The sequence below is a fragment of the Bacillus sp. JZ109 genome (genome assembly GCF_053903135.1).
Genome location: NZ_CP096388.1, coordinates 2,350,778 through 2,370,578 on the forward strand (window position 1 = coordinate 2,350,778; position 19,801 = coordinate 2,370,578).

At 42.3% G+C, this 19,801-nt stretch carries 17 protein-coding genes; all 17 read right to left on the reverse strand.

What is annotated here, in order from left to right:
* Positions 1-90: 90 nt before the first annotated feature.
* The 17 genes from M1D94_RS12395 to cheB all read right to left on the reverse strand — a co-directional run bounded on the left by M1D94_RS12395 (position 91) and on the right by cheB (position 19,801).
* Complete coding sequence (locus M1D94_RS12395; RefSeq protein WP_015715890.1) at positions 91-4,404, reverse strand: PolC-type DNA polymerase III; 4,314 nt, start codon at positions 4,402-4,404, stop codon at positions 91-93.
* A 108-nt stretch (positions 4,405-4,512) separates the two neighbouring features.
* Positions 4,513-6,207 carry a proline--tRNA ligase gene (proS, locus tag M1D94_RS12400; RefSeq protein ID WP_003231918.1) on the reverse strand — a complete coding sequence of 565 codons (1,695 nt, stop codon included), beginning with the start codon at positions 6,205-6,207 and terminating at the stop codon, positions 4,513-4,515.
* A gap of 32 nt (positions 6,208-6,239) precedes the next feature.
* A complete protein-coding gene (gene rseP, locus M1D94_RS12405) occupies positions 6,240-7,508 on the reverse strand; it encodes an RIP metalloprotease RseP (RefSeq protein ID WP_085186057.1) in 1,269 nt (422 codons plus the stop codon).
* A 6-nt stretch (positions 7,509-7,514) separates the two neighbouring features.
* Positions 7,515-8,666 carry a 1-deoxy-D-xylulose-5-phosphate reductoisomerase gene (gene dxr, locus M1D94_RS12410; protein ID WP_003245155.1) on the reverse strand — a complete coding sequence of 384 codons (1,152 nt, stop codon included), beginning with the start codon at positions 8,664-8,666 and terminating at the stop codon, positions 7,515-7,517.
* 61 nt (positions 8,667-8,727) lie between these two features.
* On the reverse strand, positions 8,728-9,537 hold the full coding sequence (cdsA, locus tag M1D94_RS12415) for a phosphatidate cytidylyltransferase (protein WP_072174243.1): 810 nt from the start codon (positions 9,535-9,537) through the stop codon (positions 8,728-8,730).
* A 3-nt stretch (positions 9,538-9,540) separates the two neighbouring features.
* The gene (locus tag M1D94_RS12420) at positions 9,541-10,323 is read right to left on the reverse strand and encodes an isoprenyl transferase (protein WP_003231925.1); all 783 of its coding nucleotides are present in this window, start codon (positions 10,321-10,323) and stop codon (positions 9,541-9,543) included.
* 130 nt (positions 10,324-10,453) lie between these two features.
* Complete coding sequence (frr, locus tag M1D94_RS12425) at positions 10,454-11,011, reverse strand: ribosome recycling factor (protein ID WP_003231927.1); 558 nt, start codon at positions 11,009-11,011, stop codon at positions 10,454-10,456.
* Position 11,012: 1 nt separating this feature from the next.
* Complete coding sequence (gene pyrH / locus M1D94_RS12430) at positions 11,013-11,735, reverse strand: UMP kinase (RefSeq protein ID WP_003220923.1); 723 nt, start codon at positions 11,733-11,735, stop codon at positions 11,013-11,015.
* A gap of 145 nt (positions 11,736-11,880) precedes the next feature.
* Complete coding sequence (gene tsf, locus M1D94_RS12435) at positions 11,881-12,762, reverse strand: translation elongation factor Ts (RefSeq protein WP_003231929.1); 882 nt, start codon at positions 12,760-12,762, stop codon at positions 11,881-11,883.
* Positions 12,763-12,863: 101 nt separating this feature from the next.
* A complete protein-coding gene (rpsB, locus tag M1D94_RS12440) occupies positions 12,864-13,604 on the reverse strand; it encodes a 30S ribosomal protein S2 (protein WP_003220918.1) in 741 nt (246 codons plus the stop codon).
* Between the two features lie 143 nt (positions 13,605-13,747).
* Positions 13,748-14,251: a swarming motility protein SwrB gene (swrB, locus tag M1D94_RS12445; RefSeq protein ID WP_038828246.1), complete on the reverse strand. Its 504-nt coding sequence runs from the start codon at positions 14,249-14,251 to the stop codon at positions 13,748-13,750.
* A gap of 28 nt (positions 14,252-14,279) precedes the next feature.
* Entirely contained in the window at positions 14,280-15,044 is a 765-nt protein-coding gene (gene sigD / locus M1D94_RS12450) for an RNA polymerase sigma-28 factor SigD (protein ID WP_032725704.1), read from the reverse strand.
* A 22-nt stretch (positions 15,045-15,066) separates the two neighbouring features.
* Entirely contained in the window at positions 15,067-15,567 is a 501-nt protein-coding gene (cheD, locus tag M1D94_RS12455) for a chemoreceptor glutamine deamidase CheD (protein ID WP_003244852.1), read from the reverse strand.
* Positions 15,564-16,193 (reverse strand): CheY-P phosphatase CheC, encoded by a 630-nt coding sequence (gene cheC / locus M1D94_RS12460; RefSeq protein WP_003231935.1) that lies wholly within the window; start codon positions 16,191-16,193, stop codon positions 15,564-15,566. The genes cheD and cheC overlap by 4 nt, the downstream gene beginning before the upstream one ends.
* An 18-nt stretch (positions 16,194-16,211) precedes the next feature.
* A complete protein-coding gene (gene cheW / locus M1D94_RS12465) occupies positions 16,212-16,682 on the reverse strand; it encodes a chemotaxis protein CheW (protein WP_003231938.1) in 471 nt (156 codons plus the stop codon).
* Positions 16,683-16,703: 21 nt separating this feature from the next.
* The gene (cheA, locus tag M1D94_RS12470) at positions 16,704-18,722 is read right to left on the reverse strand and encodes a chemotaxis protein CheA (protein ID WP_014476817.1); all 2,019 of its coding nucleotides are present in this window, start codon (positions 18,720-18,722) and stop codon (positions 16,704-16,706) included.
* 5 nt (positions 18,723-18,727) lie between these two features.
* Positions 18,728-19,801, reverse strand: a complete 1,074-nt coding sequence (cheB, locus tag M1D94_RS12475; RefSeq protein WP_003245823.1) for a protein-glutamate O-methylesterase CheB — start codon at positions 19,799-19,801, stop codon at positions 18,728-18,730.

Genomic DNA, 19,801 nt, shown 5'->3' on the forward strand with positions numbered 1-19,801 from the left:
TTATACTTTAACATTCGACTTAATTGTTTATATTTTAATTATTTTCAAAACAGAAAAAGACACAATTAAGAAAACTGTGTCTTTTTTATTTTAAAACAGTGACAATTGATTTTGATCAGGCAGTGACTCCAGACAGCCATGGCGATCTAAGTACTCTAAAATCGTTTTTGATACTTTCCCTCTCTTTTGCAAATCTTCTTTTGAGAGGAATTCGCCTTCTTCGCGAGCTTTTACAATGTTCAAAGCAGCGTTCGTCCCTAACCCTGGAATAGAGTTAAACGGCGGAATAAGACTGTTGCCGTCAATAATAAACTCTGTAGCGCTGGAGCGATATAAATCGACTTTTTGGAATGAATAGCCTCTCTCACACATCTCAAGCGCTAATTCTAAAACAGTCAGAAGGTTCTTTTCCTTCGGTGAAGCATCGAGTCCTTTAGCGTTTATATCCTCCATTACCGCTCTGATTGCTGTAGAGCCCTTGATCATTGTATCAATATCAAAGTCATCTGCACGAACGGTAAAATAAGCCGCATAATACAAAAGAGCATGATGCACTTTAAAGTAAGCAATGCGGACTGCCATTAAGACATATGCCGCGGCGTGGGCTTTCGGGAACATGTATTTAATCTTTTTACAAGAATCAATATACCAGTCTGGGACATTGTTATTTTTCATTTCTTCTTCCCATTCAGGCGTTAATCCTTTTCCTTTACGCACGAATTCCATGATTTTAAAGGCAAGGGACGGTTCAAGGCCTTGATAGATTAAATAAACCATAATGTCATCACGGCAGCCGATAACCTCACTCAGCTCACAAATATTATTGTGGATGAGCTCCTGTGCATTGCCAAGCCATACATCAGTTCCGTGAGACAAGCCTGAAATCTGAACGAGCTCAGAAAAAGTGGTCGGCTTTGTATCTTCAAGCATCTGCCGGACAAATCGGGTTCCGAATTCAGGAATTCCAAGAGTGCCCGTTTTACAGCCAATCTGTTCTTCAGTCACACCGAGTGATTCGGTTCCCTGGAAGATCTTCATCACTTCAGGATCATCCGTCGGAATTGTTTTCGGATCTATTCCGCTTAAGTCTTGAAGCATCCGAATAACAGTCGGGTCATCGTGTCCGAGAATATCAAGTTTTAACAGGTTGTCATGGATGGAGTGGAAATCAAAATGAGTCGTTTTCCACTCTGAACCTGTGGCATCTGCCGGGAACTGGATCGGTGAAAAATCATAAATATCCATATAATCCGGAACTACGATAATACCGCCAGGGTGTTGTCCAGTTGTACGTTTTACACCTGTGCATCCCTGTACGAGCCGATCTATTTCGGCACCGCGCATATGAAGATTGTTGTCTCCGGCATAGCCTTTTACATAACCGTAGGCTGTTTTTTCTGCCACCGTGCCTATTGTTCCCGCACGATATACATTGTCTTCCCCGAACAATACTTTTGTGTAATTGTGTGCTTGCGGCTGATATTCCCCTGAGAAGTTCAAATCGATATCAGGTACTTTGTCCCCTTTAAATCCTAAGAACGTTTCAAATGGAATATCATGGCCGTCTTTTTTCAAAGGCGTTCCGCAATGAGGGCATGTCTTGTCAGGCAGGTCAAAACCGGAACCGACAGAACCGTCATTAAAGAACTCAGAATGCTGGCACTCAGGACAAACATAGTGCGGCGGCAGCGGGTTTACCTCAGTAATCTCAGTAAGTGTCGCAACTAATGAAGATCCTACGGAACCACGGGAACCAACGAGATACCCGTCATCTAGTGAACGTTTTACAAGTTTGTGAGAGATCAAGTAAATAACAGCAAATCCGTGGCCAATAATACTCTTTAACTCTTTTTCAATCCGCGCTTCGACAATTTCAGGCAGCTCTTCCCCGTAAATGCTTCTTGCACGCTGATAGCTCATTTCTCTGATCTCTTCATCAGCGCCTTCGATTTTCGGCGTATATAAATCATCTTTAATCGGCTTGATGTCATCAACTAAAGAAGCAACCTTTTGGGTATTGGTGACTACGATCTCCTTCGCTTTTTTTTCACCTAAGAAAGAAAAAGCTTCAAGCATTTCGTCTGTCGTTCTGAAATGCACTTTCGGCAGTTCATGCCTATTCAGCGGATTTGCCCCGCCTTGTGAGGATATTAAAATCTTTCTGTAGATTTTATCCTCATCATTCAAGTAATGAACATTTCCCGTAGCAACAACCGGTTTATTAAGCTTTTCCCCCAGCTTCGTGATATTCGCAATAATTTCTTTCAGCGCTTTTTCATCACGGACCAGTTCAAGCTCCAGCAAGTGACGATACACTTCAGGCGGCTGAACCTCAAGGTAATCATAGAATGACGCGATATCTTCCACCTCTTCAGGCGATTTTTGCATCATTCCCTCAAAAACCTCTCCCCTGTCACAGGCAGAACCGATCAGCAGCCCTTCCCTGTATTTCTCAAGCTGAGATCTCGGAATACGCGGCACTCTGTAAAAATAATGAATATGAGAAAGTGACACAAGCTTAAATAAATTTTTAAGTCCCGTGCTGTTCACGGCAAGTAATGTTGCATGATACGGTCTTGATCTTTGATAAGCATTGGACTGACCCATATTTTCATTCAACTCATCATGGTACTGAATACCTTTTTCAGCCGCGTCTTTCAGCATTTTCAGAAGCAAATAAGCGGTTGCCTCAGTATCATAGATCGCACGGTGATGCTGTGTGAGTTCGATATCAAACTTTTTACAAAGTGTGTTCAGCCGGTGGTTCTTAAATTCCGGATAGAGAAAACGTCCTAGTTCTAGCGTGTCAATGACTGGGTTTTTAGCTTTATCGACTTCAAGAAGCTTTTTATAGGCTACATTTAAGAATCCCATATCAAAGCTTGCATTATGAGCGACAAGGATATCATCGCCAATCCATTCTCTGAAATCTCTTATTACATCTACGACATCCGGAGCGTCTTGTAGCATATCATCAGTGATCCCTGTCAGCTCTATGATTGTGGCGGAAAGCGGACGATGCGGGTTCGCAAACGCCTCAAATTTATCAATAATTTCTCCGCCTTTTACTTTTACTGCAGCCAGCTCAATAATGGTATCGTATACAGCAGACAATCCTGTCGTCTCAACGTCAAAAACAACATATGTTTCTTCTTCGAGCAGACGATGTGCGGCATTATAAGCAATTGGCACGCCATCATCCACGAGATTCGCTTCCATCCCGTAAATCATTTTAATTCCATGCTTTTTGGCCGCAGAATACGCATCAGGGAAGGATTGAACGACAGCATGGTCAGTCAAAGCGATGGCCTCATGCCCCCATTTTTTCGCCTGTTCGACAAGCTTTCCAATACCCGTAACAGCATCCATTTGGCTCATTGGGGAATGAAGATGCAATTCCACTCTTTTTTCTCCTTCAGGTGCTGAATCTTCACGGGTTTTTGCTTTTATTTCGTTTACGTCATTTGCGATCATGACAAGGTCTCTGACAAATGTATCATTTTGAATGCTTCCGCGTGCTTTTACCCACATTCCTTTTTTCAGAGACTTCATCAGTGCCGCATCTTCTTTTTCACGTGCAAACATTTTGATCAAAATACTATTTGTATAGTCTGTAATTTTGAAGATACACAGCGTGCGCCCGCTCTTCAGCTCGCGCGTCTCCACATCAAACACATAACCTTGGACCGTAATTCTCCGTTCTTCGTCCATGATGCTGTCAAGTGTCCGAATTTCCTCGTTATCTTTAATTTGATAACCGATAACAAGAGGACCAGATGGTGCTTGGTCTTCATCACTTTCTTTATCTTTCTTCTCCATTTCAATCAAGGCCTGCATAGCCCGCTCTTGGTCTTCTGCAAGCTTTTGCTCCCGAAACTTTTGAACTTCCTGCTCGGATACAAATATTTCAGCATCAAGCTGAAGATCTGGAAAGCCAAATTGACGGTAGCCTGCTTGTATCATGGAACTGTATTTGTTCTTTAGCGCAGCCGCTTCTGTATCCGTTTTGGTTTTGACAATCAGTTTATTGCCCTTCAGCTTCGGTTTTTGCTGGTTTAAAAGACTGATGATCGGCGGCGAAATGCCCTGCAGTTCTTCAATGCAGCGTGACCAGTAGTCTTGAACGATACTTTCACTGACCTCGGCATCCTGAACTTCAATTGAAGATGTCACTTTTGCTATGTGGGCAAACGATTGCGTCAGCCTCGTTGTTAATGTGTCATATATTTGAAAAGGCAGCAAAGATTTAAATTGAAAATGAAAATGCCAAGATTTAGAAGCTTTGTGAATTGTCAGCTTTTTAATCTCGCCATGTTCAAAGTATGTCATGAAGGTATCATCTGTCATATTAATCTGCTGCAGAAGAATTTGAAACTGCCTTCTGTTTACTGATAACTGTTCCATTAAGACAGTATCCCTCCCTAAAAACATCATAAGTGAAGGTACCTCAGGCAATGAGGTACCTTCTATTATTTCTATTTTAACATGTTTTTTGATAAATCGTTATGGTGATTACTGCTTGCTGATAAACGCAGATAATTCGTCTACTGAAATCTCAGTTGACTCACCAGTTTGACGAATTTTCACTTCGACGATTCCTTCGTCAGCCCGTTTTCCGACAGTGATGCGGATTGGAAGGCCGATTAGATCTGAATCAGCGAATTTTACACCGGCACGCTCAGCACGGTCGTCATAGAGCACTTCATAGCCTTCCGCTTTTAAATCGGCATACAGCTTTTCAGCAAGCTCTCTTTGCCCATCGTTTTTCATGTTCAATGCAAGAATATGAAGATCGTACGGGGCAACGCTTTTTGGCCATATTAATCCTTTTTCGTCGTGATGCTGTTCAGCAATAGCAGAAAGCGTTCTTGACACACCGATTCCGTAACAGCCCATCAGCATTGGCTGCGCGCGTCCGTTTTCATCTAAATATGTCGCATTCATCGCTTCTGAATAGCGTGTTCCGAGCTTAAAGACTTGTCCGACTTCGATTCCCTCAGCAAAACGGATCGTTCCCTTGCCGTCTGGTGAAGGATCACCTTCTTTAATAAAACGAAGATCAGCAAATTCTTTAATTTGCGCGTCACGATTCACATTGACATTTTTATAATGATGATCTCCTTCATTTGCCCCGGCAACAGCATTAACCATTGCTTTCACAGCTTGATCGGCATATACTTCCACATCCTGATGAATACCAACAGGGCCTACAAAACCTGGCTCTGTTCCGAGCTGCTGAATGACCTCTTCATGTGTAGCAAGCTCTACAACTTCTGCATGAAGCAAGTTTTTCACTTTAATATCGTTAACTTCATGATCCCCTCTTACAAGCACTAAGACAAAACGGTCATCAGCTTTAAACAATACTGACTTAATGCACGCTTCAGCCGAAACCTGTAAGAACGCAGTCAGTTCTTCGATTGTTTTCACGTTAGGCGTATGAACCTTCTCTAGAGCTTTAGGCTCTTCATCTGAAGGAACTTCCTGGTGAAGAACTTCAGCCATCTCGATATTAGCCGCGTACTGTGATTCATCAGAATACGCAATCGTATCCTCTCCGATCGCAGAAAGTGCCATAAATTCGTGCGTATCCTTTCCTCCCATTGCGCCTGAATCAGCGATAACAGGTCTTACATTAATGCCGCAGCGGGCAAAAATATTAGAATAGGCCTCGTACATTTTTTGATACGTTTCATCCAGGCTCTCTGCAGATGCATGGAAAGAGTACGCATCCTTCATAATAAATTCGCGGCCTCTTAACAAACCGAAGCGAGGACGTTTTTCATCTCTGAACTTAGACTGAATTTGATAAAGAGTCAGAGGGAGACGCTTATAAGATTTAACCTCATCGCGAACAAGCGAAGTGATAACCTCTTCATGCGTTGCCCCTAAAGCAAATTCACGGCCATGACGGTCTTTTAGTCTCATCAGTTCGGGACCATACGTATACCATCTGCCTGATTCCTGCCATGTCTCTGCCTGCTGCAACGCAGGCATGAGCATTTCTACGGCATCAATTTTCTCCATTTCTTCTCGAACAATCTGCTGAATGTTTTGAATCACCTTATACGCAAGAGGCATATAGCTGTATACCCCGCTCGTATTCTGTCTGATAAATCCTGCTCTCAGAAGAAGCTGATGACTTTTTGCTTCGGCATCAGCTGGAACTTCACGGAGCGTAGGAATAAGCGTCAAGCTTTGTCTCATTTCTTCGCACCTCTGATTGATTTACTTTTCGTTTACAAAAACAGCCGCTGGATATCGTTCCATGTGACAACCAGCATAAGAAGCATTAAGAAAGCTACTCCGATAAACACAACAAATGCTTCTTTTTCCCTGTTAATCGGTTTGCCCCGAATCGCTTCAATAAATAGAAACAACAGTCTTCCTCCGTCAAGTGCCGGAATCGGAAGCAGGTTGACAATCCCAAGATTAATGCTTAAAAACGCAGCGAAACGAACCAAATTAACTAACCCGGTTTTCGCCACTTGGTCTGTCATATCATAAATACCAACTGGTCCCGCCAACATATTTATTTTAAATTGTCCTGTTACTAAATTACCAAACGTTTCTAAGATTTGATTGCCAATGTCAACTGTTGATGTCGCGCCGTAAGCAACCGCTGAGAGTACGCCTTTTTCAGTCGGCGCATAGGAACCGAAACGGCCGATTGTTTTTTTGTTCTCATCTTTAACAGCTTCCGGAGTCACCGAAATATGAAGCGTTTTGTTATCTCTTTTTACCGCAACGTCCATTTCTTTCTCCGGGTTTTCTTTTACAGCGGAGACAATGTCAGTCCAAGACCTCATTTTCTCTCCGTTAATGCTTTGGATATAATCCCCTTCTTTTAGCCCTGCTTCAGCCGCCCGTCCATTGTCTGTCAGCTGCCCGAGCATAGGTTCATTTGACGGTACGCCTTGAATCAGCCCAAGCATCACTAAAATGACGTAAGCTAAAATAAAGTTCATAATCGGCCCTGCAGCAATTGCTTTAATCCGCTGCCACACAGGTTTGGAACCAAATTGGCGATTATACGGCGCAATCTGCACTTCTTCTCCGTCTACAATAAAAAAGGATGTTTCGCTGACAGTAAAGCTGGAAAGTTCGTCCTCTTTCCCCTGTTCATAACCGGTGATCTTCATGTCATGCTCTAGATCCGCTGTTTCCACTTCAATGACTAAAGCATCCGGATATTTTTCCTTTTGATTGATGATGACTTTCTCAACTTGATCTTCCTTATTAAACAGAAGCCCGACCGTGTATCCGGGTTTCACCTCAATCATTTCCGGATCTTCGCCGGCCATACGAACAAATCCGCCGACCGGAAGCAGCCTGATCGTATAAACTGTTTCATTTTTTTTGAAAGAAAAAATCTTTGGACCGAAGCCGATCGCAAATTCACGGCAGAGAATTCCCGCTCTTTGGGCTAGCAATAAATGGCCCAGTTCATGGAAGAAAACGAGCGTTCCGAAAATAATGATAAACGCTATAACTGTATTCACGAACATACCACCTTATGTGAGTATTGAATTGACGTATCCCCGGGTATCTTTGTCCACTTCTTGAATGTCCGCCAGGCTCGGTTTTTTCAGTAATTGATGGCGGGTTAGTGCCTTTTCGATACAGTCTTCAATAGCCAAAAACGGTATCTTGCCAGCTAAAAAGGCAGCGACAGCTACTTCGTTTGCCGCATTTAGCACTGTCGGCATTGTTCCTCCTATTTTACCTGATTCAAAAGCAAATTGTAAGCATCGGAACCTGTCAAAATCAGCTTTCTCAAAATGAAGGCTGCCGATTTCCCATAATTCAAGCCTTTTCGCATCTGGTAATGGCAATCGGTCAGGATAAGTGAGCGCATATTGAATGGGGACTCTCATATCCGGAGTTCCGAGCTGTGCGATCACACTTTTATCATGGAACTCAACCATTGAATGGATGATGCTCTCCTTATGTAAAACCACATCAATTTGTTCATAAGGTATATCGAAAAGCCAGTGTGCCTCGATCACCTCTAATCCCTTATTCATCATTGTAGCCGAATCAATTGTAATTTTTGCACCCATTGACCAGTTTGGATGTTTTAATGCATCTTCAACCGTTACTGATTCGAGCTCCTCCCGTGTCTTGTCCCGAAAACTTCCTCCGGATGCCGTAATGATGAGGCGTTCAATGTTTTTAGCCTGTTCGCCTTGAAGAGCTTGAAAAATGGCTGAATGCTCACTGTCAACAGGCAGCAGCGGAACATCATATTTCTTAGCATGTTCTTTTACTATATGCCCTGCAGTGACAAGAGTTTCCTTATTTGCAAGCGCAATTGTTTTTTTCTGTTCAATTGCCTTTAACGTCGGGATAAGACCGACGCTTCCAAGCAAAGCGTTGACAACAATGTCAACCTCCTCCATTACTGCTGCTTCTATCAGTCCTTCTTCTCCCAGCCCGATTTGGCATTCAAAAGAAAAAGACATTTGTTTTAATTTATGATATGTATCCAGATCACCGACAGAGACAAACTTCGGCTGAAAGACCTCAATCATTGGAACGGCCTTATCAATATTTCTGCCAAACGACATAGATACCAGCTGAAATTGATCTTGATGTGCACGCAGTACATCAAGAGTCTGTTCGCCGATTGATCCTGTTGCTCCTAAAAGACAAATATTTTTCAAAGTTGCCACTACTCCTATTCTTATTGCTGCATGATCAGTCTCATATTCATATTAGACTTTTTTATGAAAAAAGGGCAAGCAGAAAGTACAAGAAAGGCATGACAAACAAGAAACTGTCAAAACGGTCTAATATACCGCCATGCCCGGGAAGAATATTCCCAGAATCCTTTACATCGTAATGTCTTTTCAAGGCGGATTCCACTAAATCTCCAAGTTGTCCGAAAACAGACAAAAACAGCGTGATCAACAGCAGATAGATATACGGGATCGGAAGTTGTGCAACAAGCTGAAAAATCGTCGCCAATACAAGTGCGATGACAATTCCGCCTGCAAACCCTTCCACTGTTTTATTCGGACTGATTTCAGGCCACAGTTTCCGCTTCCCAAGCGATTTACCGACAAAATAGGCACCGGAATCGGTGGACCAAATGACAACACACGCATAAAAAATGTATGTTAATCCGTATTGGTCAAGATTTCTGATTTCGATAAAATAATGAAAACACATTCCGATGTAAATTGCTGCAAGCGTAATAAACCCGACTTCATCAAAAGTAAAGGTGTTCTTGACCAACACTGTGTAAGTCAGCAATAGCAGTACCGCAAATAAAGCGATTTCCATTTTGGAAATTCCGTCCGCTTCAAAAAACGAATACTGGCTTGGCAATAAGAACATCCACAACAATAAAAGACCGATCAAACCCGGCAGTGAAACCAGCTTCAGCTTTTTCATCCGTAAAAGTTCAAAAAGCGCCACACTGCCCATAGCATAAATTAATATGGTGAACGGCAATTCCCCGACAATAACCAAAAATAAAAATACAATTGCTGCCAGAACACCTGTCAAAATTCTTTGTTTCATGTCCACCATCCTCTAAATTCCGCCAAACCTCCGGCCTCTCTGCTGAAACTCTCCTAACGCCTGCAAGAAGTGATCTTCTTTAAAGTCAGGCCACAAGACGTCAGTAAAGACAAATTCACTGTAGGCAACCTGCCATAGCATAAAATTACTCAGCCTTATCTCGCCGCTCGTTCGAATTAAAAGTTCAGGATCCTGCAAAGATTCAGTCATCAAATAAGTAGAAAAAAGCGATTCATCAATGTCTTCAATATTCAAAGAGCCTTCCTTCACTTTTTCCGCGAGTGATTTTGCAGCACTGACAATTTCAGTACGGCCTCCATAGTTAAGAGCAAAATTAAGGATCATTCCGTCGTTTTGCGCCGTGTCCTGTACAGCTTTTTCAATCGCACGTAATGTGTGCGCCGGCAAAGCCGTTTCATCCCCAATGATCCGAACCTGTACATTTTCCTCAACAAGCTCTGGAAGATACGTATTCAAAAATTCTTCCGGAAGCTTCATTAAAAAATCGACTTCCATTTTCGGTCTTTTCCAGTTTTCTGTTGAAAATGCATACAATGTCAGTACTTTGACACCTAATTCGTTTGCGAGCTTCGTGGTCCTTTTTACCACCTTCATCCCTTCATGGTGGCCTGCAATTCTGGGAAGAGAGCGTTTTTTAGCCCAACGGCCATTTCCATCCATGATAATGGCGATGTGTTCGGGAATTTCTCCCTTAAGTATGTCTTCTTTTGTATAACGTTCTAAGTTGGAAGCCGCTGTTTGCTGATTCTTCCAATTTTTGAGTATGTTGAGCATGAGATTCCTCCGTCACCCAAAAAGGTTACATTCCCTGCTGATAATCAATGTAATCAACAGTATTAACAAAAAAACCCCCTGTAAACATGAGAGGGTCTTTTCACTATTATCTATTGTACATAGTTTTTCATTAAACTTCCATGATTTCTTTTTCTTTGTCTTTTGTGACACTGTCAATTTTTGACACATATTCATCTGTCAGTTTTTGAACGTCTTCAGTGGAAGCACGCAGTTCATCCTCAGTAATGTCTCCGTTTTTCTCAAGTTTTTTGAGATCATCGTTAGCATCACGGCGAACGTTACGAACAGCGACTTTTGCTTCTTCAGCGTATTTTTTTACAACTTTCACTAATTCTTTCCGTCTCTCTTCTGTTAGTGCCGGAATTGCAATTCGAATCATATTGCCGTCACTTGTTGGTGTAAGACCTAAATCAGCTTTTAAAATCGCTTTTTCGATATCGCCAATTGCTGTTTTGTCGTATGGTGTGATAACGAGCATACGAGCTTCAGGCACGTTAATAGAAGACAACTGATTTAAAGGTGTCTGCGCTCCGTAATATTCAACCGTTACTTTATCTAATAATGATGGATTTGCACGGCCTGCGCGTACAGTAGCCAATTCGCGCTGATAAGCAGCAATTGCTTTTTCCATTTTTTCTTTTGTTTGAGTTAATACTTCTTTTGACACGTTATTTCCCCCTCACGATCGTTCCGATTGATTCACCGATAACGGCACGTTTGATATTTCCTTCTTCCATAATAGAAAAGACGATAAGCGGAATGTCATTGTCCATGCATAAAGAGGAAGCTGTTGAATCCATGACTTCCAGGCCGTCTTTAAGAACGTCAAGATAAGAAAGTGATTCATACTTAACAGCTGATTCATCTTTTCTAGGATCAGCATTATACACACCGTCAACGTTATTTTTAGCCATTAAAATAACGTCTGCCTCAATTTCAGCAGCCCGCAGTGCAGCTGTCGTATCAGTTGAGAAATATGGGTTTCCTGTACCCGCAGCGAAAATAACGACACGTTTTTTCTCTAAGTGGCGTATCGCTTTTCTTCTTATGTACGGTTCAGCAACTTGTCTCATTTCAATGGATGTTTGCACTCTGGACTGGATTCCGAGTGTTTCCAAGCTGTCTTGAAGAGCAAGCGAATTCATTACTGTCGCCAGCATTCCCATATAGTCAGCAGTCGCGCGGTCCATGCCCAGATCACTTCCTGTTTTTCCGCGCCATAAGTTGCCGCCGCCTACTACAACAGCCACTTCGACTTCAAGCTCAGCGATTTCCTTCACTTGCTTTGCAATGGATTGAATGACAGTCGGGTTAATTCCATTTCCCTGTTCTCCTGCCAATGCTTCCCCGCTAAGCTTTAATACGATACGTTTGTATTTTGGTTTTTCCATGATAACCTCCAAGTGTAAACATTGCCGTTTTCTATTATGCAAGAGAAAAAAAGGTTTGTAAATATAGTTTTAAAAATAGGGAACACAAAATGTGTCCCCTATACTGCCTGAAAAGACGCGACTTAGCCGCGAAATCTTTTCACCATTATTTTTTCACTTGGTTCATTACTTCTTCAGCAAAGTTTTCTTGACGTTTTTCGATGCCTTCTCCAACTTCATAGCGGACAAAAGTTTGAACAGTAGCGTTTTTCGCTGCAATAACTTGTTTCACTTTTTCATCTGGGTTTTTAACGAACGCTTGGTCTAATAGACAAATTTCTTCGAAGAATTTGTTCAGACGGCCTTCAACCATTTTCGCTACGATGTTTTCAGGTTTGCCTTCTTGGAGGGCTTGCTGAGTTAAGATTTGACGCTCATGATTTGTTTCTTCTTCAGATACTTGATCACGAGAAATGTAACGAGGGTTAACCGCAGCAACGTGCATTGCGATATCTTTCGCAGTTTCTTCATCAGTTGTACCGTTGAGAACAGTTAATACACCGATGCGGCCGCCCATGTGAAGGTAGGCACCGAATGCAGAGCTGTCGTCTTTTGTAAGAACTGTAAAGCGGCGAAGAGTGATTTTCTCACCGATTTTAGCAACTGCGCTTGTGATGTACTCTTCAACAGTTGAGCCATTTTCCATTTTTTGACCCATTGCTTCTTCAACATCTGCTGGCGTGTTTGCAAGAAGGTGGTCAGCTAAAGTGTTAAGAAGCTCTTTGAAGCCTTCGTTTTTCGCAACGAAATCAGTTTCAGAGTTTACTTCTAGGATAACGCCTTTGTTGCCGTCAGTTTTAATAAGAGTAGAACCTTCTGCTGCGATACGGTCAGCTTTTTTCGCTGCTTTTGCAATCCCTTTTTCTCTTAAAAGGTCAATTGCTTTGTCCATATCTCCGTCAGTTTCAGTTAACGCTTTTTTACAATCCATCATGCCCGCGCCAGTTTTTTCACGCAGTTCTTTTACTTGCTGTGCAGTAATTGCCATTTGTATTCCTCCTTATATGTTTAAACAAGAGTATGTATATTACACATTTTTCTTGAAAAAAGGTGATAAAAGGCAGTCCCTCTTATCACCTTTTGAATAGGTTACGCAGTTGTTGTTTCTGTTTCTGGTGCAGTTTCTTCAGCAACTTCCGCTTCTTCTTCGCCTTGCTTCGCTTCTAAGATTGCATCTGCCATTTTAGAAGTTAGAAGTTTAACAGCGCGGATAGCGTCATCGTTCGCTGGGATAACAACATCGATTTCATCTGGATCACAGTTAGTATCTACGATACCGATGATAGGGATGTTTAATTTGCGAGCTTCCGCAACAGCGATGCGCTCTTTGCGAGGATCGATGATGAATAATGCATCAGGAAGATCCTTCATATCTTTAATTCCGCCTAGGAATTTTTCAAGACGTTCTAATTCTTTTTTCAATTGAACGACTTCTTTTTTAGGAAGTACATCAAACGTACCGTTTTCTTGCATTTTTTCAATGTCTTTAAGACGTTTAATACGTTTTTGGATTGTTTCAAAGTTTGTTAATGTACCGCCCAACCAGCGTTGGTTGACATAGTACATGCCAGAGCGTTGAGCTTCTTCTTTAACAGAATCTTGAGCTTGTTTTTTTGTTCCGACGAAAAGGATTTTTCCGCCTTCAGCAGCAAGATTTTTAGTGAAGTTGTAAGCTTCCTCTACTTTTTTGACTGTTTTTTGAAGGTCAATGATGTAGATTCCGTTACGCTCCGTGAAAATGTAACGCTTCATTTTTGGGTTCCAACGGCGTGTTTGGTGACCGAAGTGAACACCAGCTTCAAGCAATTGCTTCATAGAAATGACTGACATGTTATTTCCTCCTAATATAATGGTTTTTTTCCTCCGCTTAGGTCATTTTTGTGCAGAACTGCCGCCTGCAGCACCCTCTGCATAAATCGTTAAGCGTGTGTATTTAACACCAAGACATAATATAACACAGCTTTATCCGACAATCAAGAATCCTTTACACCTTTGGAGCGAAATTTTAAAAATAGCTCGATTTCTGTCTTTCCGCTCTTCATTTTCTGGGCAATTTGACTTGCCGAATATCCCTGTTCATATAATTCTATGACCTGGTCTTCAAATGATTGGACCTCACTGTTTACGATCTCTTCCCGACGGTCAACCTCTGTAATCAGACCTTCAATATGTTCAGGAAGATTCTCTGCCTCTTGGACTGGATCCCGCTCTTGATATGTTTCAGAGGTCTGAAGGCCTGGCTTTTGGGATTCTTCATCTGATTGACTTGCAGATGAAGCTTTATTTTCTATCAGTTTCTCATTTTCTTCTTTTAATTCAAGCAGAAATGCCGCCAAGGTGTTTTCCGTCTCTTCAAGTATCTGTTTTTGCTGTTTTTCTGTTTCTTTCACTGCAGCGAGCCTCGTATACAGGATAATGACAGCGTACAGAAGAACGCCGTGGAGCGTAAAGCTTAAAAGCCATAATAGTGTTGACATGTTTTTCACTCGCTAACCATGAAATTCATTATTGTATCACTTTTTCCAGCAGATTCTTTAATTTAAATAATGCCTTTGAATGGATCTGAGATATGCGGGACGTAGAAAGATTTAATACTTGTCCGATTTCTGTCAGTGTCAACTCCTCTTTGTAGAACAAACTGACAACCAGCTGTTCTTTTTCAGAGAGTTCGTGAATTTTTTCCGCAAGCTGTGCAACCAGTTCATCCTTCATAATCTTTTCTTCAGGCGGAACATTTTTGTCATCTCTGATCATGACTTGAATGTTTTCCCCGTCATCTTGATCATGGAGCTTTTCATCAATTGACAGCAGATTTGCAAAAAAACCTTCATTCATTGTTGACACGACATCCTGTACCGTCATTCCGAGTTCCTCTGCAATTTCCGCGGGCGATACATTGCGAAGATACCGCTGTTCAAGCTTTTCAATTGCTGCTTCAACCTTTTTTGTTTTTTCGCGCGAGGTTCTGGGCAGCCAATCTTCTTTGCGAAGCCCGTCTATGATTGCGCCGCGAATTCTAAACGAGGCGTAGGTATCAAATTTTAAGTCCCGGCTGGGGTCAAATTTTTCAAGGGCATCATATAAACCAAGCATACCAAGGCTCATAAGATCGTCTTTATGCACTGATTTCGGCAGTCCGACAGAAATTCTGCCTACATGATATGTGACAAGCGGCATGTAACGGCGCATTAAGTCGTCACCGGCTTTAGGATCTTTCCACTCTTTCCAGCGCGTCCAAAGCACCTGATCTTCATAATTCAAGGATTGCATTGTTATCCCCCTAATACCTTAATTAAATCGTTTTTTCACCTTGTTTAACAGTTCGAATATGCAGCATGCAGGACTTCGGTTCAAATTCTATTGTCCGGCCGCTTGAGCCGCCCGTATCTTCACTAATAATAGGAATATTAAATAAAGACAGCTGTTCTTTTATCGCTAATACATTTCTCGGTCCGATCTTCATCAAATCATTTGTCGATTTAAATTTAAACATCTCTGATCCGCCGGCCAGCTTTGCTTTTAATGCAAATTTCCGGCATCCCGCTTCTATCAGCATATCAATCGTGGTCTGTACGGCGGTGTCAGCGTACTTAGCCCGGTTGAGCTCGGCAGTTTTCGATAACGTCGAATCCGGAAGCATGACATGAACAAGACCCGCCGTTTGCTTTTCTTTATCATAAAGCACCAGCCCCACACATGAGCCCAAACCAGAGGTCCGGATGGTATCCGGGAAGCGGGCGATCTTCACGTCAGCAATCCCAACCTTTATAACAACAGCCTCAGTTGTACTCATAATGATGCACCTAAAGCGACAAAGAGCTTTTCAAATGAATCATAGTCCGGCAGCATAAACATATGCGCTTTCAGCTCCTGCTGATGGCTTTGGTCAAAAATTGACGTGTCGACAACAATGGCGTGTTCTCCAACCTGACTGAGCTCCATCAGCCCTTCGCTGATCACAGCTCCGAACATGTCCAATGAGACTTCAGGAACACTTGGATAGAGCTGGAGTTTCGTCAAATCCGCCAAAGCTGTTAAATATGACCCCGCTAAAATATTGCCCAGTTCATGCAAAGCGGATGAGCTCATGTGGTCTTCACCTAAGTCCTCTATGTCAAAATCGGGGTTTCCAATCAGCTCTCTGATAAACTGCTCCGCCTGAAAAAAAGGCATTATAAAGAACATTGAACCCGTTAAATCGCCTTCCATTCTTAAAAAGATGCTGGCAACCGGGACATCGGCGCCGCCGAAAAAATCAACAAGCTCATCAAAAGACAGCAGCTTTGCAAATGGGACTTCCATATCTATCTTTCTATTTAACAGCTGGGCCATTGCAGAGGCGGAGTGGCCGGCGCCTATATTGCCGACTTCCCGCAAAATGTCCATCTGCTCTTCTTTGATTCCATTAAAAATACTCATGTCATAACCCCTTTAAGATTAAGCTTGATCGGGCACAGCGGACTGAGATGATTCTTTATCCAAAACCGCGTTCGCATCAATAATATTTAAGAGTCTGTTCTCTTGTTTCACAATCTGTTCGATCGACACATCCGTATCTTTCTGAACGCCTTCTGGAGCAGATTCTATTTCACTTTCGTGTACGGTAATCACATCGTTCGCTTCATCCACAATCCAGCCGACTTCAATATCACGATAAGCAATAATGATAATTCGTGTTTCATCGGTAATTTCATACTCTGGCAAATTCAGGCGTTTTCTTAAATCAATAACCGGAGTCACCACCCCGCGTAAATTGATTACCCCGCAAATATATGGTTCGACGCCAGGTACCCTCGTTGGCTTTTGCCATTTTTCAATTGATTTCACCTGAGTGACGGAAATGGCATATTCTTTGCCATTTACCATAAAGACTATCATTTTTTCGCCTGTTTTAATTTCTGCAGTCATGTGAGACACCTCCTCGAATGGTTAAATAATCAGTGCATTACAATCAATAATGAGCGCTACTTCTCCGTCTCCTAAAATAGTAGCTCCGGAAATTGCAAAGACGTTTGTTAAATAATCTCCGAGTGATTTCAGCACAACTTCCTGCTGGCCAATAAAGGAGTCCACCACAAATGCAGTAGGTTTGTCGCCTTTTTTCACGACAATGATATGGAGCTGTTCCGCATCTTTTCTTGTATCTTCTATTTTAAACTCTTCTTTTAAATAAACGACAGGGACAATATGCCCTCTAAAGTCAATCACTTCACGGTCATGCGTTTGCAAAATGTCTTTTCTGTCAATAACTGCTGTCTCAATGATTGAAGAAATCGGAATGGCAAATGTCTCTTCTTCCAACTTAATCAGCAGAACTGAAATAATAGACAAGGTAAGCGGCAGCTGGATGCTGAATAGAGAGCCTTGACCCTCGGCTGATTTCACACTGACTGAACCGCCAAGAGACTCCAGTTTGTTTTTTACAACGTCAAGTCCTACACCGCGGCCGGAAATATCAGAAATTTGGTCAGCAGTTGAGAACCCCGGAGCAAAAATCAATTCGTAAATTTGGTTGTCTTCTAAGGTTTCAGCTTCTTTTTCCGTTATGACCCCGCGCTCAAGCGCTTTTTCCAGAATTTTTTTTCGATTAAGGCCTGCGCCGTCATCCTCTACTTCGATAAAGACATGGTTGCCGCTGTGATAAGCTTTAAGCACAACTTTTCCTGATTCCGGTTTTCCCTTTTGCAAACGTGTTTCCGGCGCCTCGATACCATGGTCAATACTGTTTCTGATCAAGTGAACGAGTGGATCTCCGATTTCATCAATTACTGTACGATCCAGTTCAGTTTCCGCACCGATGATCGAGAGTTCAATTTTTTTATTCAGCTCTTTCTGAAGCTGGCGAATCATTCTCGGGAATCTGTTAAAAACGGTTTCAACCGGGACCATTCTCATATTCAGAATAATCGATTGCAAATCTCCGGAAATTCTCGTCATTCTTTCAACCGTTTCAGTCAGTTCATTGTGCTCAAGCTCTTTCGCAATCTGCTCGAGACGCCCGCGGTCAATGACAAGCTCTTCAAATAAGTTCATTAAAGAATCAAGCCTGTCAATGTTGACACGAATTGTTTTAGATCCGCCGGCTGAATGCTTCGCCTGTTCATCGTTTTTAGCAGGCTGTTTTTGTTTCTCCTGCTTCGCAGGTACAGCTGCTGCTGGTGAATCTTCTTGCTTAGATTCTTCAGGCTTTTCAGCTGATGTTAAAGGAGCCCCTTGAATGACTTCAACATGCTCAATTTCCGACACGCCATTGATTAATTGTTCAATGTCTTCCGCTGATTGATGTGTTAAGAAACAAACTTGAAAGTCAGTTCCAAAATCTTCTGTTTCAAGCACTTCAGCACTTGGAATTGTTTTGGCTACTTCTCCGACTTCATTTAGTTTTTCAAACACCATATAGACACGAACTGCTTTTAACATACAGTTTTCGTTCAGAGAAATCTTAATTTCATATCGTTTGAAGCCTTGCTCCTCCGCTTCTTGTATAACTGTGCGTTCAAATTCATCATATTCCCAATCAGATGCTGAACTCTGTGCTTCTGCAGGTTCAGCGGAGGCAGCGGATTCAGCGTGCGCACCATTCACATCAAGCTTGGCACTCACTTCTGAGATATCTCTTTTACCATCCCCGCCATCAATAATAGACTGAACCATTGCTTCCAGGTGATCCAGAGCTTCAAACAAAATATCCAGCCAGTCTGAGGTGACTTCCATGTCTCCGTTTCGGATTGCATCCAGCACGTTTTCAAGCAGATGGGTAAGATGTGCTAAATCCGTGTAGCCCATCGTTGCGCTCATTCCTTTTAATGTATGGGCAGCCCTGAATATATCATGTACGAGCTGAAGATCAGTCGGGTCTTTCTCTAAAAGAAGAAGCTTTTCATTACATGTTTGTAAATGTTCTTTACTCTCATCAATAAAGACATCTAAATACTGATTCATATCCATTTGAATCACACCCTCTCTTTTTTCACACAGCTTGTGATGGATGCTGCGATATCTTCCACATGTTTAATCTCATGAATGAGACCCGCTTTAACAGCAGCTTTTGGCATCCCGTATACGACACAAGATTCTTCAGACTCCGCAATGGCTTTCACATTGCCGGCTGTTAGCATGTCCTTTAGCCCAGCAGTGCCGTCACTGCCCATTCCGGTCATGATAACCGCTACTTTTTCATAATCTGTCAGTTTCCCGACAGAACGGAATAAATAATCAGCAGATGGTTTATGACGGCTTGGTGTGTCATGGTTATCAAGCACAACCTGGAGTCCTTCGCTGTTTTTAATAACGGATATGTTTTTTCCGCCCGGTGCTATGTAAACACAGCCGTTAAGAGCTGCTTCACCATCTTTTGCTTCTTTTACCTGAATGTCAGATAAATGATTCAGCCGATCAGCCAAAGAAGCAGTAAACCCCTCAGGCATGTGCTGAACGACAACCACTGGTGCGTTCAAATCTTTAGGGAGCTTCGGTATCACCTTTTGTAACGCTCGTGGACCGCCTGTTGATGTGCCGATACACACAATTTGTCTGCCCGTGCCAGGTTTCGGTTTGCTTAATTCAGGCTTAACGACAGCACGCACAATAGGTTCGGGCCGAACTGTCTGGGAAACAGGACGTTTCCGCTTGCCGGAAAGTCCTGCCGCGACGACACGCTCAACTAATTGTTCTTTAATTTTGTATAGATCCAGAGATATTGAGCCTGATGGCTTTGTGATAAAGTCAAAGGCACCGATCTCCAAACAATTAATTGTGCATTCTTTACCTTTCTCGGTCTGGCTAGACACCATAATGACCGGCAAGTTATAAATCTCAATAATTTTGCGGAGCGTATCTGTCCCATTCATGACCGGCATTTCAACATCAAGAGTAATAACATCCGGTTTTAATAATTCAATCTTCTTAAGCGCTTCTTCTCCGTTTCTCGCAGTTCCGATTACTTCTATCTGCTTTTCCTCGGTCAGAAAATCACTTATCATTTTTCTCATAAAAGCTGAATCATCAACTACAAGCACACGAATCAA

What these genes read in the sequence shown, in the direction of transcription:
- swrB (WP_038828246.1), bottom strand. Translation starts at nt 14,251, where the DNA reads ATGTCAACACTATTATGGCTTTTAAGCTTTACGCTCCACGGCGTTCTT.
- rseP (WP_085186057.1), bottom strand. Translation starts at nt 7,508, where the DNA reads ATGTTCGTGAATACAGTTATAGCGTTTATCATTATTTTCGGAACGCTC.
- M1D94_RS12420 (WP_003231925.1), bottom strand. Translation starts at nt 10,323, where the DNA reads ATGCTCAACATACTCAAAAATTGGAAGAATCAGCAAACAGCGGCTTCC.
- cdsA (WP_072174243.1), bottom strand. Translation starts at nt 9,537, where the DNA reads ATGGTGGACATGAAACAAAGAATTTTGACAGGTGTTCTGGCAGCAATT.
- cheC (WP_003231935.1), bottom strand. Translation starts at nt 16,193, where the DNA reads ATGAGTATTTTTAATGGAATCAAAGAAGAGCAGATGGACATTTTGCGG.
- cheA (WP_014476817.1), bottom strand. Translation starts at nt 18,722, where the DNA reads ATGGATATGAATCAGTATTTAGATGTCTTTATTGATGAGAGTAAAGAA.
- cheW (WP_003231938.1), bottom strand. Translation starts at nt 16,682, where the DNA reads ATGACTGCAGAAATTAAAACAGGCGAAAAAATGATAGTCTTTATGGTA.
- rpsB (WP_003220918.1), bottom strand. Translation starts at nt 13,604, where the DNA reads ATGTCAGTCATTTCTATGAAGCAATTGCTTGAAGCTGGTGTTCACTTC.
- proS (WP_003231918.1), bottom strand. Translation starts at nt 6,207, where the DNA reads ATGAGACAAAGCTTGACGCTTATTCCTACGCTCCGTGAAGTTCCAGCT.
- M1D94_RS12395 (WP_015715890.1), bottom strand. Translation starts at nt 4,404, where the DNA reads ATGGAACAGTTATCAGTAAACAGAAGGCAGTTTCAAATTCTTCTGCAG.
- cheD (WP_003244852.1), bottom strand. Translation starts at nt 15,567, where the DNA reads ATGAGTACAACTGAGGCTGTTGTTATAAAGGTTGGGATTGCTGACGTG.
- sigD (WP_032725704.1), bottom strand. Translation starts at nt 15,044, where the DNA reads ATGCAATCCTTGAATTATGAAGATCAGGTGCTTTGGACGCGCTGGAAA.
- pyrH (WP_003220923.1), bottom strand. Translation starts at nt 11,735, where the DNA reads ATGGAAAAACCAAAATACAAACGTATCGTATTAAAGCTTAGCGGGGAA.
- tsf (WP_003231929.1), bottom strand. Translation starts at nt 12,762, where the DNA reads ATGGCAATTACTGCACAGCAAGTAAAAGAACTGCGTGAAAAAACTGGC.